This is a genomic window from Limosilactobacillus rudii, from assembly GCF_014145455.1.
GTDB classification, from domain to species: Bacteria; Bacillota; Bacilli; order Lactobacillales; family Lactobacillaceae; genus Limosilactobacillus; species Limosilactobacillus rudii.
On the sequence record NZ_JACIVB010000062.1, the window covers coordinates 244,370 to 259,248 of the forward strand.

At 31.5% G+C, this 14,879-nt stretch carries 13 protein-coding genes and 2 pseudogenes; all 15 read left to right on the forward strand.

What is annotated here, in order from left to right:
• Nucleotides 1–198: 198 nt before the first annotated feature.
• Nucleotides 199–1,017, forward strand: coding sequence for a LicD family protein (locus H5S39_RS10530; protein WP_182595417.1), 819 nt, complete (start codon nucleotides 199–201; stop codon nucleotides 1,015–1,017).
• Nucleotides 1,010–1,996, forward strand: coding sequence for a glycosyltransferase family 2 protein (locus tag H5S39_RS10535; protein WP_182595416.1), 987 nt, complete (start codon nucleotides 1,010–1,012; stop codon nucleotides 1,994–1,996). Before H5S39_RS10530 ends, H5S39_RS10535 begins: the two co-directional genes overlap by 8 nt.
• Nucleotides 1,996–3,114, forward strand: coding sequence for an EpsG family protein (locus tag H5S39_RS10540; RefSeq protein ID WP_182595415.1), 1,119 nt, complete (start codon nucleotides 1,996–1,998; stop codon nucleotides 3,112–3,114). The genes H5S39_RS10535 and H5S39_RS10540 overlap by 1 nt, the downstream gene beginning before the upstream one ends.
• 20 nt (nucleotides 3,115–3,134) lie before the next feature.
• The gene (locus tag H5S39_RS10545; RefSeq protein WP_182595414.1) at nucleotides 3,135–3,863 is read left to right on the forward strand and encodes a glycosyltransferase family 32 protein; all 729 of its coding nucleotides are present in this window, start codon (nucleotides 3,135–3,137) and stop codon (nucleotides 3,861–3,863) included.
• 47 nt (nucleotides 3,864–3,910) lie between these two features.
• Nucleotides 3,911–5,383 carry a flippase gene (locus tag H5S39_RS10550; RefSeq protein WP_182595413.1) on the forward strand — a complete coding sequence of 491 codons (1,473 nt, stop codon included), beginning with the start codon at nucleotides 3,911–3,913 and terminating at the stop codon, nucleotides 5,381–5,383.
• A gap of 34 nt (nucleotides 5,384–5,417) precedes the next feature.
• The gene (locus H5S39_RS10555) at nucleotides 5,418–6,383 is read left to right on the forward strand and encodes a glycosyltransferase family 2 protein (protein ID WP_182595412.1); all 966 of its coding nucleotides are present in this window, start codon (nucleotides 5,418–5,420) and stop codon (nucleotides 6,381–6,383) included.
• A gap of 118 nt (nucleotides 6,384–6,501) precedes the next feature.
• A pseudogene (locus tag H5S39_RS10560) lies at nucleotides 6,502–7,354 on the forward strand (IS982 family transposase).
• 101 nt (nucleotides 7,355–7,455) lie between these two features.
• Nucleotides 7,456–8,277, forward strand: coding sequence for a glycosyltransferase (locus H5S39_RS10565; RefSeq protein WP_182595411.1), 822 nt, complete (start codon nucleotides 7,456–7,458; stop codon nucleotides 8,275–8,277).
• A 39-nt stretch (nucleotides 8,278–8,316) separates the two neighbouring features.
• Nucleotides 8,317–9,045 carry an IspD/TarI family cytidylyltransferase gene (locus H5S39_RS10570; RefSeq protein ID WP_182595410.1) on the forward strand — a complete coding sequence of 243 codons (729 nt, stop codon included), beginning with the start codon at nucleotides 8,317–8,319 and terminating at the stop codon, nucleotides 9,043–9,045.
• Between the two features lie 49 nt (nucleotides 9,046–9,094).
• A complete protein-coding gene (locus H5S39_RS10575; protein WP_220477118.1) occupies nucleotides 9,095–10,144 on the forward strand; it encodes an NAD-dependent epimerase/dehydratase family protein in 1,050 nt (349 codons plus the stop codon).
• Nucleotides 10,145–10,196: 52 nt separating this feature from the next.
• Nucleotides 10,197–10,577, forward strand: a pseudogene (locus H5S39_RS10580) (SDR family oxidoreductase); the annotation flags it as partial.
• A 325-nt stretch (nucleotides 10,578–10,902) separates the two neighbouring features.
• Nucleotides 10,903–11,091, forward strand: a complete 189-nt coding sequence (locus H5S39_RS10585; RefSeq protein ID WP_182595407.1) for a hypothetical protein — start codon at nucleotides 10,903–10,905, stop codon at nucleotides 11,089–11,091.
• Entirely contained in the window at nucleotides 11,081–11,437 is a 357-nt protein-coding gene (gene tnpB, locus H5S39_RS10590) for an IS66 family insertion sequence element accessory protein TnpB (protein WP_182595406.1), read from the forward strand. Before H5S39_RS10585 ends, tnpB begins: the two co-directional genes overlap by 11 nt.
• A gap of 66 nt (nucleotides 11,438–11,503) precedes the next feature.
• Nucleotides 11,504–13,045, forward strand: a complete 1,542-nt coding sequence (tnpC, locus tag H5S39_RS10595; RefSeq protein WP_182595405.1) for an IS66 family transposase — start codon at nucleotides 11,504–11,506, stop codon at nucleotides 13,043–13,045.
• A 487-nt stretch (nucleotides 13,046–13,532) separates the two neighbouring features.
• Nucleotides 13,533–14,879, forward strand: a 1,347-nt coding sequence (ltrA, locus tag H5S39_RS10600; protein WP_182595404.1) for a group II intron reverse transcriptase/maturase, incomplete at its 3' end; no start/stop codon positions are given.

Genomic DNA, 14,879 nt, shown 5'->3' on the forward strand with positions numbered 1-14,879 from the left:
TTAAATAGTGTTATATTGACAAAATTAAAACACAGGATTTTTAATAAACTTTTTTATTGAGTAATAATCAAAAAACAAGTGCCTTAATAATTAAAAATGCAGGAGATATTAATTTTACAATTTCTATACCCTCTAGTGATCATCAAGTAAAAAATAAAAATAGGTTATAGTGTCGAAAAAAGTAGGAAGAGGAAAGATATGAAAGAGATAGATGCGTTGCAAGCAAAAAAAATTATATTAGATATTTTAATCTATTTTGATGAATTTTGTAAAAAAAATAATTTACATTATACTTTAGCTTATGGAACTTTACTCGGGGCAGCTAGGCACCATGGCTTTATACCATGGGATGACGATATCGATATTGAAATGCCAATAAATGATTATAAGAAATTATTAGAATTAATGGATAATGTTCCTCTAGAAAATCGATATCAATTACATTCATTGCAAACTGAGGAAAAATTTGGTGAACATTATTATTATCCCTTTTCTAAACTGGAAGATTCTTTTACAAAGGCAAAATATTTAAAGACAAATGATCAAGGTAGTGCATTTATTGATATTTTTCCTATGACCCCTCTGCCATTAAATAAGAAAAAATGGTATTTATATAATAAAAAAGCACGGTTTCTTAAAATTATGCTTGCAGGTATTGATGGAAAAAATAGATCAAAAATTAGAAATGGTATATCAAAAATTGAGTCAAAAATTTTTGATTATCGGGAAATAAGAAATGCATTATGGGAACTAGCAGTAAAATATGTAGATAATAATCATTCAGATTATTTGGTAGACGGCACTTGGCATGACTATAAGAATAAAAATTATTTTCCTAAAAAATGGTTTGAGTCCTATACTTCATTGAAGTTTGAAGGTTATGATATGTCTGTAATAACAAATTATAAGAAAATGCTAGAACATGATTATGGAAATTGGAATACATTGCCTCCAAAAGAAAAGAGGATTCCTCATCATGATTACATTTTATATTTTAAAGGAGAAAAGGATGATTAATGATATTACAGTATCGGTAATTATACCTGTCTATAATGTAAAAAAGTATTTAAAAAAATGCGTTACCTCCTTAGTGAAGCAAACGTATAATAAATTTGAGATAATTTTAATCGATGATGGATCTACAGATGGCAGTGGAGAACTTTGTGATACTTTTGCGCAGAGGTCTAATATTATAGAAGTGTATCACAAAAAAAATGGTGGATTATCAGATGCACGGAATTTTGGTGTAAAAAAAGCAAAATATGAAAATATAATTTTCATTGATAGCGATGATTATGTTGATCCAGATTACGTAGAATATTTAGTAAAATTAAAAAGAAAGTATGATAGTGATTTAACGATTTCAGGATATATTACTGAGTCAATTAACGGTTCCGTAAACAATACTGTTGTTTCGCCCATAGAAATTACGTGTTCATCTAAGAAGGCATTTCAATATTTATGTTATGGAAAGACAATTCCGATTATGGCTTGGGGAAAACTATATAGTCGCCAGTCGTTATTAAAGTATCCTTTTCCTGTAGGAATGTTAAATGAAGATGTTGGGACAACTTATAAGCTAATTCTTAATTCTGGTAAAGTTGCTATTGGAAATAAAGCTAGTTATCATTATATCCAGCGTCCTGGAAGTATTTTACATTCTGATAATGGTGAAGAATTTTTTTATGGTGTTATAGCAGCTGCAGAGATTGTACAGGTTGCAAAAAAAAGATTAAAAGATAGAAAGTCTATTTTTGCAGCTTATGGGCGCTTTATTATTGAGGCTATTGGTTTATTACATAGGAGTTCAGTTAACAAAAGTGTATATTTAAGAAGCACGCAATTGGTAAAAGAAAAAAGTAATGTTAATATTTTTTTAATGCTTTTCAATAATAATCTTACGATAAGTAAAAGAATACAATTTATATTCTTTTTTCTTAGTCCCAAACTATATAGGTTAGTTTATCTACATAGTAAACGGAGGAGTGACGACTAGTGAGTATTGCAAAATCACTACTAACATACTTTATAATAATTATGTTATCAACCTTATTCTTGTGGTGTGCTGATAAACTACATATTAATGAGAAAGGCGACATTATTAATTTGCAGCGCATAAAGAGTTTGCCGTATTTATTTTTAATGTGTTTATCATTTGCTTTTCCTTTTTTTATTTCGGCGTATAGAATTAATGTTGGTACAGACTATATGTCATATGTTTTAATGGCTAAAAATCCAATTGGTTATATTGGAATACCTGTATTTTTTAAGAACATACTTATTTTTTTATCGAAATTTGGATTAACTGCTTCAGGCTTTTTTATACTTTCATCATTTTTTATATTATTTACCTATTTTATAGCAATTGTTTTGTTATCACAGGTTCCTCATTTATCATTATTCATGTTTTTTATAATGGAAGATTTCTTTGTAAGTATGAATATGGTAAGGCAATTTATTGCTATGGGAGTATTATTAATAGCTTATTTATTATATAGTAAACACCATTTTTATATAGGAATTACGTTTAATATAATCAGTTTTTTGATTCATCCATCAATTATTATTTTTGATATATTTTTAGTAATTCTCTTCATCTTCAGAAAATTTAATTTTACAAGAATAAATACTATACTATTAGTTTTATTTTCGCCATTTATATTGTTAGCCATACCACTATTTAAATTAATATTAAGGTATACCATTTTTGGAAAATTTTTAGATAATTCCTATTCTTTATTTCATTATAGATGGACGTTTTTAATGATATTAAGTTATAGCGTAAGTTTAATTTTAATAATTATTTTTGCAAATTATGCAAGAGTACAAGTAAACCAAGCTGCTAAATCATATATTTTAGCTAATTTATGCGTTATTCTTTTGTTAATTAGTAGTTATTTTATTTCGGGTAATGCGTATAGAGTTATATATTTAATAACTCCTATAATGATTATTTATTATCCAAAGACTCTAACAACAATTGAAAATAAAGCATTAAGGTTGATTGTTAATGTTTGTATAATATGTTGTTTTATTGCTGCAACAACTATTATGATTACTCATAATAATAACGATGTAATTCCTTACTTTAACCAATTTATAACAAATATTTAAATTAAGAAGGGAAATATATAATGATTCCTCATGTAATATATTACTGTTGGTTTGGGGAAGCACCTAAGCCAGATAATGTAAAGAAAAATATAGAGAGTTGGAAAAAATTAAATCCTAATTATAGAATTATAGAAATTAATGAGTATAATTTTAAATGGCAAAATTATGATTTTACCAGAGAAGCGTATAATCAAAAGATGTGGGCATTTGTAAGTGATATGGCTAAGATAAGTTTATTGTATAAGTTTGGTGGGTTTTGCTTAGATACAGATGTCAAATTATTAACATCTTTAGATAAACTAGCAAAATATTCTAGTGTTTGGGCTATGGAAGCACCTGGTATCATTGCTCCAGGACTTATTATAGGGGCCCAACCTCAAGATAAGGATTTAAAAAATATTTACCAAATATATTTAAATATGAAGTTTATTGAGAAGAATGCTGAGCATTACTTAAAGTCACCGACAATTGTTACTAATTATTTTAGATTACATGGATTGAAGGCAAAAAATAGTAAACAAATTTTAGACCGTGATCAATTAATTTTACCTTCTAGCTATTTTGCACCACTTCACTGGTGGGGAGGTGGGCATATAAGAAGAAATACTATGGGAATTCATTATTATGCAAATTCTTGGGGAGCAAATTTAGAAATTTCTTGTAGACAAAAGATCATGAAAAAATGGTATTTTTATTTTCCTTCAAGTTATCTTTTTGCAAAGAAATTGTTTAAATTTGTAAAAAATTAATAGTATTTATTTTTAGTTAATTATTATATTTATAGATGAGAGAATGTATGGTAAATAGAAAAAAGAATAATAAACATTCATTAGGGTTAAATGCATTATTAAATGGTTTAAAAAATGCTTTAAATTTAATTTTTCCTCTTATTACTTTTCCGTATGTATCCAGAGTACTTTCTGTAAGAAGTATTGGGATATATAATTTTTCAAATACTTATATTAGTTATTTTTTGTTAATAGCTGGGCTTGGAATTAGCACCTATGCTATTAGAGAGGGTGCTAAATATCGTGACAATGTATCAAAATTATCAGAATTTTCAAGTCAAATTTTCACTATTAATATTATTTCTACTGTTTTTTCTTATTGTTTGTTAATTTTTAGTTTAATATTATTTAGTAACATAAGAAGTTATGCCAATTGTATTCTAGTATTTAGCCTTCAACTTATTTTTACAACTATTGGAACTGAATGGTTATATGTTATTTACGAAGATTATGCTTATATTACTTTAAGAAGTATCTCTTTTAAGATTATATCTGTAATCTTAATCTTTTTATTTATCAAAGATTCTTCAGATTATATTGCTTATGCTTTGATTACAGTATTTTCTACTGTAGGATCAAATATACTTAATTTTATTCATGCGAAGTCAATAGTAAAAATACGTTTGACTAGGCATATAGATTTTAAATATCATTTAAAACCTATATTGATTATATTCGCTTCGGCAGTATCGGTTACTATTTATGTTTCCTCTGATAATACTATATTAGGTCTGTTAAAGGGGGACTATGACGTTGGCATATATAGTATAACAGTAAAAATATATACAATGGCCGAAGGACTCTTAACTGCAATGCTAACGGTAATGATTCCTAGATTAGCAATGTTATATGGTAAAAAATTAATGGATAAATATTATAGTTTGTTGGGTAATGTAATAAAGTTATTTTTAATGTTAGCTGTTCCAGCATCTTTTGGATTAATGATGCTTGCTAAAGAAATAATCATTATATTAGGTAGTGCGAAGTACTTGCCTGGTGTTGTAGCTCTTAGAGTTATTTCATTTGCAATTATATTTTCAACTTTTAGTTGGTTATTTTCAGATTGTATTCTAATACCGTCAAAAAGAGAAAAATTTGTGTTAAGAAGTACGATTATTACAGCTTTGTTGAATATAATTCTTAATTTTATATTAATTCCTAAGTTTTCTTTTAATGCAACAGCTTTAAGTACTGTAATTTCTGAATTTACAAGTATGGTATTAAATGGTTTATATTCTAAAGATATTTTGATAAAAAGTTCAATAATGAATGTAGTTAAATCAAAATTAATTGTGATATTAAGTGAGTGTATTTTTATAATATTAATTTGTTATGTTTGCCAATCACTTCTATATACACATATTATCCTTTGTATAATAGTATCAATAGTACTTTCATTAATAGGATATATTGTTATTCTTTTAATATTTAATGATGATGACATTAAATTATTTTTTGACTATGTAAAAAGAAGATTCTGAATTTTTATAGAATATAAGGAGTTGTAAGTAATAAATGAACAACAAAAGTAATCTGAAATTAACAATCATTATACCTACTTATAATTCTGAATTAACGATAGAACGTTGTATTAAAAGCTTATTAGTACAGGAAGAGCCAGCACAATTAATCTTTGTTGATGACGGTTCTGTGGATAGAACTGTAGATATAATAAAAAAACATTGTAATAATAACGTAACATTAATAACGACATCGCATGTTGGGCCTTCAAAAGCAAGAAATATTGGTTTAAAAAATGTAATTACTAGGTGGGTAACTTTCGTAGATTCAGATGATTATGTAGATCCGGATTATACCAAAGCCTTATTACGCGTGCTTCATAAGGGAGTTTCATTAAGCATGTGTGAGCAACACGGTAAAAATAGTGTTTCTAAAGTTTATAAAACTAATGAAGAGTTTATTGAGGATTTAGTTACTGATAAAATTAATAGTAGTGTATGGGGAAAAGTATTTGATATGCAGATTATAAGAAATCAAAAAATTCATTTTAAAAATGATATATTTTTAGGTGAAGATACTTTATTCTGTATTACATATGCTCTCAGTTGTCATGGAACATTTCTTTTAACAGGTTTATCAAAATATTTTTATACAGATAGTAGAAATAGTTTGAGTTCATTGTTTAGTATAAAAAATGATGATGTTGTAAGATCATTCAATGTCATTAAGGCATATGAGCAAATTTTATCACTAGTAAGTAAAGTGAAATTTAATAATATAATAAAGTTGGTTAAGTTAAAGTTAATAGTATTAACACTTAATTGCTATAGAAAAGCGTTATTGAATGATTATAGAGGCAAAGAAAAAAGTATTTGTCAAAAAATATTAATGGATAATCTAACTTTTATTATAATGAATGGATCAATTAGACTAAAATTAAAAGTATTATTGGCATTGTTCCTACCATGGTTAATTTGTTATTTTGATAATATTAGATATAAAGCAATAAAATTAGGATAAACTTAAAATAATAAATATTATGATATGCGTGATGCTAGTACTTAACTAATGTGTTTGATTTTACAAAAAAGCCCAACATAATGAGACATTAAGTAATCAAACTTAAAGTCTAATCATATTGAACCTTCTTAAGCCTAACCACTATTGTCATCATTTACAAGTCAATTTTGCCTAACTAAAACGTTCTTGCCATCGTTGGTATAAGCTTTATTCACCAAAGAAGCTCTCTCGGCGACCAAATATCAATCAAGTTAAAGTTGGTGATAGTACTCTAATTGCTCTCATAATTTGTCAAGCTCAGTTGGAAATCGAGTCTTAACGACGCTTTTGTATGATTTTTGGTTCCATTCTTCGGCCGTGTTTTAACCGGCGCACTTGTCAACTACTACCGTTGCTTAGTTTAATTAGATAAAAGCAAAATCAAGAAGTTGATTTATATGGACAATTTCTGATTATTGATAGCATTCCAGTGCCAGTTTATCATCCTATTCGTACCATTGAGCTAGGATCTTTCAGGGTAGTACCAATATTGAATATAACGCTAAGAAAAGACAATATTATTATGGATTCAAAGTTTACATGATTGTTAATAGCGATGGGGATTTGGTTAATTACATTGTTACTAAGGTTTTCGTTCATGATAGAAGTTGCTGAAGGATTAATCTTAAATACACTGCCACTTGAGTACTTTTTATTAGTAGACGTTATCTATGTTAGCCGTCAACTTCATATGGCACTAAAAATAATGGCTATGAGCTTTGGACGCCATTTCGTTAAAACATGGCTAGAGCTAAAGAGTGTAACTTCTGAATACTAAAAGCAATTTGTCAAACAATTAAACAGATTTTTCGTTATTTAAATACTATAATGCCGAAAATAATCGCGCTCGAAGTTTGGCAGGCTTTCAAGAACGATTAGAAGTAGCAATTCTAGCATCTAATATTGAATATTGCTTAGAAAAGTTTCACTAGTACCATGCGTATTATGATAATAATGAATATTGATCAGATGTTTGTTTTGGTAAAGGTTAGATATGGTAAAGTGAACTTGTTTCGAATTAGAAAGGAATTTTATGAAACATAAAGAGAATTATACATATTTAACATTATTAAATTCAAGTAATTATTTAAAGGGAACTTTAGCACTAAATTATATGCTGAAAAAGAATGACTCTAAATATCCTTTAACTGTATTAACAACTGATAATATAGATAATAATGTAATTGGAATTTTGGATAATTATAATATAAAACACATGAAAATCCCTGATGTTAATGTAGAAATTACTAATAATGATAACCTATCGTATTGGAAGAATACATTCAGCAAATTATTTGTTTTTGGAATGATTAAATTTGATAAAATAGTATTTCTTGATTCGGATATGTTTGTTAAACAGAATATAGATGAATTATTTGAAAAAGATAATTTAACGGCTGTTAGTGCTGGAAGAAAGTTTCCTGGAAATTCAAATTGGATAAATTTGAATTCTGGTATTATGGTTATAGTACCTAAAGAAGGAGAAGATAAAAGGCTATTCAATTTAATGAATAACTTGATAGAGTCAAAAAAATTAAATAATATTGGAGATCAAGATGTATTGCATATAGCATATCCTAACTGGTGTAAATGCCCTTCTTTACACCTTGGTGAAGAGTATAATACTTTTGCTTCGTATGAAGGATTTTATCTAAGTAGGAAACTAGTTAAGTTACCTATAAAGGTAATTCATTATGTTGGAAAAGCAAAGCCATGGACTATGTCAAATGTAGATTGTATGAAGTATTGTATTCACATATCTTTATCTCTTATAAAGAGAACTAAATCTGTAAAAGGTGTAGGATCGTTTGTACTTGATTTTAGTAAATACAGAAAGTTATGTATGAGTTTTTGATATTAATAATATATTTATTTAGATAGGTAAGGTGATTTCTTGAATATTGCAGTTATTTTTGCCGGTGGAGTCGGAAAACGAATGCACTCGAAGGATATTCCAAAACAATTTTTGAAGCTTCATGACAAACCAATAATAATTCATACGCTTGAACTGTTTGAAGATAATTCAGAAGTTGATGCTATTGTTGTATCATGTTTAAGTGATTATATTGGATATTTAAACAAATTAGTTTCTAAATTTAATCTGAAAAAAGTTCAAAAGATAGTTCCTGGTGGAAAATCAGGGCAGGAATCAATTTATAATGGTCTAAAAGCGGCCGAGTTAATTGGTGATCGTAAAAGTGATATTGTTTTAATTCATGATGGAGTAAGGCCGTTAATTACTTCAAAAACAATTCATGACAATATTAAAAGTGTTAAAGAGCATGGGTCGGCTATAACTAGTGTAAAGGCTAAGGAAACTATTATAGTTGTTGATGATCATGAGGCAATTAAGTCTGTCAATGATAGGTCTAAGTCACGATTAGCTAGAGCTCCTCAAAGCTTTTATTTAAATGATATTTTATCTGCTCATGAAAAAGCAGTTAAGGAAAAGAAACTTGACTTTATTGATTCATGTTCGATGATGACGTATTATGGCAAAAAGTTATATTTGGTACAGGGACCACAGGAAAACATTAAAATTACAACACCTGATGATTTTTATACAATGCGAGCATTGCTTGATGCAAAAGAAAATGCACAAATTTATGGATTGGATGAGTAGGATTGAATGAGCTTCAGTCCTTTTTTATTAAGAAATGGGGACGTATAAATTGAATAATATTTTACTTGAAGATTATAACAACATTTTAAAAGAATTTCCTAATATAGATATATTCCGAAGAAAGACAATTTTAATAACTGGGGCAACTGGTTTAGTTGGCTCAATGCTAACTAGGTTCTTCTTATATTGTAATAAAAAAGTTAATTTAAACGTTAGAGTTATCGCATTAGTTCGTAATAAAAGAAAAGCTGATAAAATTTTTGCAAATTATTCACAAAGAAATTTAGATTATGTAATTGCAGATTTAGGGAAAGATCTAATTAAAATTGATAGTGATATTGATTACATAATTCATGCTGCAGCTGTAACTAATTCCAAGTTGCTAATTGAATCGCCAGTAGAGTCATTAGAAACTGCGGTTAATGGAACCGAAAAGATTTTAAAACTAGCAACTGAAAAAAATGTATACTCGGTAGTATACCTTTCATCTATGGAAGTATATGGGCAACCGGATGATTCTGAAAAAACTACTGAGGATAAGCTTGGTTATATCGATTTAACTAATCCAAGATCTGGATATCCAGAGAGCAAACGATTATGCGAATCATTATGTACAGCATATGCTACTCAATATAACCTAAATGTAAAAGTTGCAAGATTGGCTCAAACTTTTGGAGCAGGAGTTTTGCCAGGAGAAAATAGAGTGTTTGCTCAGTTTGCTAGAAGCATTATTAATGAAGAAAATATCGTTTTACATACTGAGGGTCATTCAGAAGGAAACTATGTTTATATTTCAGATGCTATTTATGCAATTCTATTCTTATTATTGAATGGTGATAAAGGCCAAGCTTATAATATCGTTAACGAACAAAACCATATGTCAATAAGACAAATGGCTAACTTAGTAGTAAATAATTTTGGCTCTGACAAACAAAAAGTTATTATTGATATTCCTAAGGAAAATATGGGGTATGCACCAGAAGTTCATATGAGTCTTAGTGGTCAGAAACTTATGAACATAGGTTGGAAACCTTCTTATGATTTAGTGGATTCATATAATAGGTTAATTCAATGGCTTAAATCTGGCTTTGATTATTAATATGAATGTATGACAGAAAAGGGGTATTGAGATATCTGTTAATTTTAAGTAGATGGATATTACTGATAAGGCAATGGTAAATGAAAGAATCGATTCATCGAACCCTACTGTTATTTACCATTGTGCAGTTTATACTGCCGTTGATAATGCCGAAGCTGCTAAAAAAGTTGGTGCTAAGCTGGTATACATTAGTATGGACTATGTTTTTGATGGCACTAATGAAGGTGAATATGAGGTTGATACTCCGGTCAACCCAAAGAATGAATACGGTAAGGCCAAGTTAGCAGGCGAAGAAGCGGTTAAGACAATTCTTGATGATTACTACATTATCCGCATTTCTTGGGTCTTTGGTAAGTATAGTAAGAACTTTGTTTACACTATGTTACGACTTGCCAAGGATCATGGTAAATTGATAGTTGCAAATAAGCAATTTAGCTGAATGACATATTGATAATAACCAGCCATTTGATTATGAGCTTGAAGAATGCAAAGAACGCTTGGGTTTGAGATTATGGATTGGTAGAGAGCGTTAAAGCAGTTTATGAGTGAGATTGAAGAATAGTGTGTAGCTAGCTTTCTATACGGCATAGGCATAATATTGAACATACGTTTAATAAAGGACTTTTATTGATAGGAAATATCTAATTGATTGGAGATCATAATGAAATTTGACAGTAAGCAGTCAATAACAACACGTCTATGAATTACCACATTTGTCTCCTATACTGAAGTTATCCCAGTATAGGAGGCATTTTTTAATGGGAGAAAAATCGGAAGTTATTGCTCCAGTTTTTAAGAATAAGAGCCCGCTTAATAAAGGAAAGTATATGGCCTCACGACCTGCAGTAAGAATGGAGGTTAATGATATAAGACTAACTGCGTTTCGTGGAGCTAATCCCAGTTTGGTAAGTGAGATAGCCAAGGTAATTATTCGCTATGCTCATTAATTGGACAGCTCCAGATTATGTCTATCTGGTATGTGGTAAAACAGATTTAAGAAAGGGGATTGATGGTTTGGCAATGGTAATTGCCGAGAACTATGGCTTAGAGCTTTACAATAATTCACTTTTCCTCTTTTGTGGAAGTAGGAACGATCGATTCAAAGGACTATTTTGGGATGGTGAAGGATTCATTCTTTTATACAAACGCTTTGAAAATGGCCGACTTAAGTGGCCTAGGTATAGTCAGGAGGCAAAGCAATTATCCAATAAACAAATTAAATGGCTACTAGCAGGCCTTGATCCGCTTCCGGTAAAGCAAATCAAACCTGCTAAACCTGGTAGTTTTTATTAAATCACTCCTTTTTAAAATGATGGTTCTTTGATATAATATCAAAGGCATCAAAGGAGGTGACGCACAATGAATAAAGATTTAGCTGAAGAAAATCGTGAGCTTAAGCAACAAGTTAAGGCTTTAAGGGAACAGGTTAATAAGCTAACGGCAATCATTAAACTTCAACAAAACCAAATGTTTGGGAAAAAAACTGAAGTTATCGATAAAGTAGTTGAGGGTCAACAGTCACTTTTTAGTGACCAAGACTTGGAACAACTCCAGGATAATGACGTATCAATCACGGAAGTGATTGAACAGACACCAAGAAAAGTAGTGCGTCACCGCAAACCCAAGGCAAGCGGTCAGCGGACTACTTTTTTGAATACTTTACCTCAAGTTAATCATGTTATTCATCTCGAAAGTAATCTTTGTCCAGATTGTCACCAAGAAATGAACCTAATTGGGAAACACCTGTATAGTCGTGAACCCAAGCTAAAGCCAGCAGAGCTTTTATGTGTAAATTACTATCAGGAAAGTTATCGTTGCAATAAGTGTTGCCATCAAGGTGGCGACAAAATTTTTAGTAGTAAGATGCCACAGAGTCTCTTACCTCATAGTTATTTTTCCGGTTCAATTTTAGCTAAAGTAGCGGAATACAAGTTTAACTTAGCATTACCATTTCATCGTCAAATAAAGCTCTGGCAAGCCTTAGGTTTGCCAGTAAAAGGACGTCAATTAGCAACCAATATTATCAAGGTAAGTCAAACCTATTTAGAACCCCTATATCAACATTTGCTTAACTTAACTAAACAAGAACCGGTTGTTCATATGGATGAAACACCATTTAAGGTAATTGACGAGCGTAATGAAACTAGCTATTTCTGGGTAACTAGAACTACGAAAGAATTTAGTAAGCACCAAATTGCGATGTTTCACTATTTTAATACTCGTTCAGGCAAGATAATCGGCAAACTTATAGGGCATGATTACGGCGGGATTATTATGTGTGATGGTTATTGTGGTTATAGTAATCGACTATATCCTAGAGCAAAGTTTGGCTCGTGTCTGGTCCACATTCGGCGTGAATTCTACCGGATAACACGTCTACTAAAAAAGGATCAACTAAAACATTCCAAAGCATATCAAGTATTAAAATTGATGCGGCCGATTTTTTATTACGAGAATCGGTTAAAGTATCACAATCAACTTGAAAAGCTTCAACAACGAAGGTTGTTAGTTAAGCCCTTAGTAGATCAACTGTACTGTTATCTTGAAGCGATTAATTTCCCCCAGGGAAAATTAAAAGCAGCTATTAATAATGCCTTGAAACTTAAAGAGCGAGTATACCGAATCTTTGAAAATGGGCAAGTTCCGTTAACTAATAATCCGGTGGAACAAACGATCAGGCCTTCAACCTTGATTCGTAAAAATAGCTTATTCGCTAAAAGTATTGGCGGTGCGCAAGCGAGCGCGGTTTTCTACAGCTTAACTGCCACTGCAAAATTAAATCATTTGAATCTTTATAAGTATTTTGAGTACTTGTTTGATCATCTACCCAACCGCAAGAACGAAGGACTTGAGGCTTATTTACCATGGGCAAAACAAGTTCAAGAAAACTGTCATGAATAAAGTGGAAGGCACCCAAGACTAAATCAGAATGATTCAGCCTTGGGCGCCTTTTTTGTCAATACGTATCAATAACGACTGCTTACCGCCATGGGCCGTAGTAGTCGGAACCATGAGCTAAGGACAAGGGTGTCCACTGCGAGGTGGAATCTGAAGGAAGTCTAAGGCAAAGTACTGCACCTATGAACAAGAAGTAGCTATAAGGCTGAAAGTAACTGGATAAGGTTGCTAATCAAACTAAAGTCCGATACTACTCGAAGTTACTTTCAGTAAAGCTAACGGTGACATGGTACGAAAGTTAATATTCTTACCCGGGGAGGTCTGGCTTACACGTTTCCGACAAGAGGAATAACTTAATTTCCACAGAAACAAGTGATGCAGTGATGTAGCGTTGAGTAAGTCAGAAGTCAGCCGAGGTCATAGTAGTCTGATTAATCAGACGAAGGACTGAACGACAATAACTTGTAACTTATATCGGAGGTGTAATCAGGTGCGACAATCGCAGAAAACAGAACCACAAGCTGACCGCTTGTCGAGGATAGGTTTGGAAAACCGAAAGTACACAAGGGCGCGTAGTACCGATTATGGTGAAGGTAAAGGTATGAGTGTCACTATCCAAGACTTAGTCTTGGATCGCAATAACCTTAATCAGGCTTATTTGCGAGTTAAGAGAAATAAAGGAGCAGCGGGCATTGACGGCATGACTGTCTTTGACCTTCTGCGGTACCTTAGAGAAAACAAGGCGGAATTAATCACCAGTCTACGTGATGGTAGTTACAAGCCGGCACCAGTTAAACGAGTGGAAATTCCGAAACCCAATGGTGGAGTAAGAAAACTTGGGATCCCAACAGTTGTAGACCGAATGGTCCAACAAGCATTGGCCCAGGTCCTCACGCCCATCTTTGAACGTGTTTTCTCCGATAATAGTTTTGGCTTTCGCCCTCATCGGGGAGCCCAAGACGCAATCACAAGGGTAGTTGATCTATATAATCAGGGTTATCGACGAGTAGTCGACCTAGACCTAAAAGCCTACTTTGACAATGTCAATCATGATTTAATGATTAAATACCTCCAACAATATATTGATGATCCATGGACATTAAGACTTATTCGCAAATTTCTAACGAGTGGAGTCTTAGACCATGGGCTATTCGCTAGAAGCGACAAAGGAACTCCGCAAGGTGGACCATTGTCACCATTACTGGCAAATATTTATCTGAATGAGTTGGACAAAGAATTGACCAGACGTGGTCACCACTTTGTGCGCTATGCGGATGATTGTAACATCTATGTTAAAAGTCAACGGGCCGGAGAACGAGTAATGCGAAGTATTACTCAGTTTCTTGAGAAAAAGTTGAAGGTTAAAGTTAATCCAGATAAAACTAAAGTTGGTAGTCCCCTAAGATTGAAGTTTCTTGGCTTCTCACTAGGTGTAGACCGGAATGGTGCCTACGCTCGACCAGCTAAGCAATCGCAAAAGCGTGTGAAGCAAGCATTGAAGTTAGTAACCAAGCGTAATCGTGGGGTATCTCTAACAAGAATATTTGAGGAGATTCATCAGAAAATGCGAGGGTGGCTTCAATACTATTCTATCGGGAAATTAACTGGCTTTATTCAGCGTCTTGACCAATGGTTGAGGGCGCGAATAAGGCAGTACATTTGGAAACAATGGAAGAAATTCAAAACTAAAGTTACTAACTTACAGAAGTTAGGCTTGTCTTATCAGGATGCGTATAAATTCGCTAGTACCCGTAAGGGCTACTGGCGGACTGCACACAGTAAGACCCTAAATTATTCTCTAACAAATAGAAAATTGGAGCACCTCGGACTAATCAAT

What these genes read in the sequence shown, in the direction of transcription:
- H5S39_RS10530 (WP_182595417.1), top strand. Translation starts at nt 199, where the DNA reads ATGAAAGAGATAGATGCGTTGCAAGCAAAAAAAATTATATTAGATATT.
- H5S39_RS10535 (WP_182595416.1), top strand. Translation starts at nt 1,010, where the DNA reads ATGATTAATGATATTACAGTATCGGTAATTATACCTGTCTATAATGTA.
- H5S39_RS10545 (WP_182595414.1), top strand. Translation starts at nt 3,135, where the DNA reads ATGATTCCTCATGTAATATATTACTGTTGGTTTGGGGAAGCACCTAAG.
- H5S39_RS10550 (WP_182595413.1), top strand. Translation starts at nt 3,911, where the DNA reads ATGGTAAATAGAAAAAAGAATAATAAACATTCATTAGGGTTAAATGCA.
- H5S39_RS10555 (WP_182595412.1), top strand. Translation starts at nt 5,418, where the DNA reads ATGAACAACAAAAGTAATCTGAAATTAACAATCATTATACCTACTTAT.
- H5S39_RS10565 (WP_182595411.1), top strand. Translation starts at nt 7,456, where the DNA reads ATGAAACATAAAGAGAATTATACATATTTAACATTATTAAATTCAAGT.
- H5S39_RS10585 (WP_182595407.1), top strand. Translation starts at nt 10,903, where the DNA reads ATGGGAGAAAAATCGGAAGTTATTGCTCCAGTTTTTAAGAATAAGAGC.
- tnpB (WP_182595406.1), top strand. Translation starts at nt 11,081, where the DNA reads ATGCTCATTAATTGGACAGCTCCAGATTATGTCTATCTGGTATGTGGT.
- tnpC (WP_182595405.1), top strand. Translation starts at nt 11,504, where the DNA reads ATGAATAAAGATTTAGCTGAAGAAAATCGTGAGCTTAAGCAACAAGTT.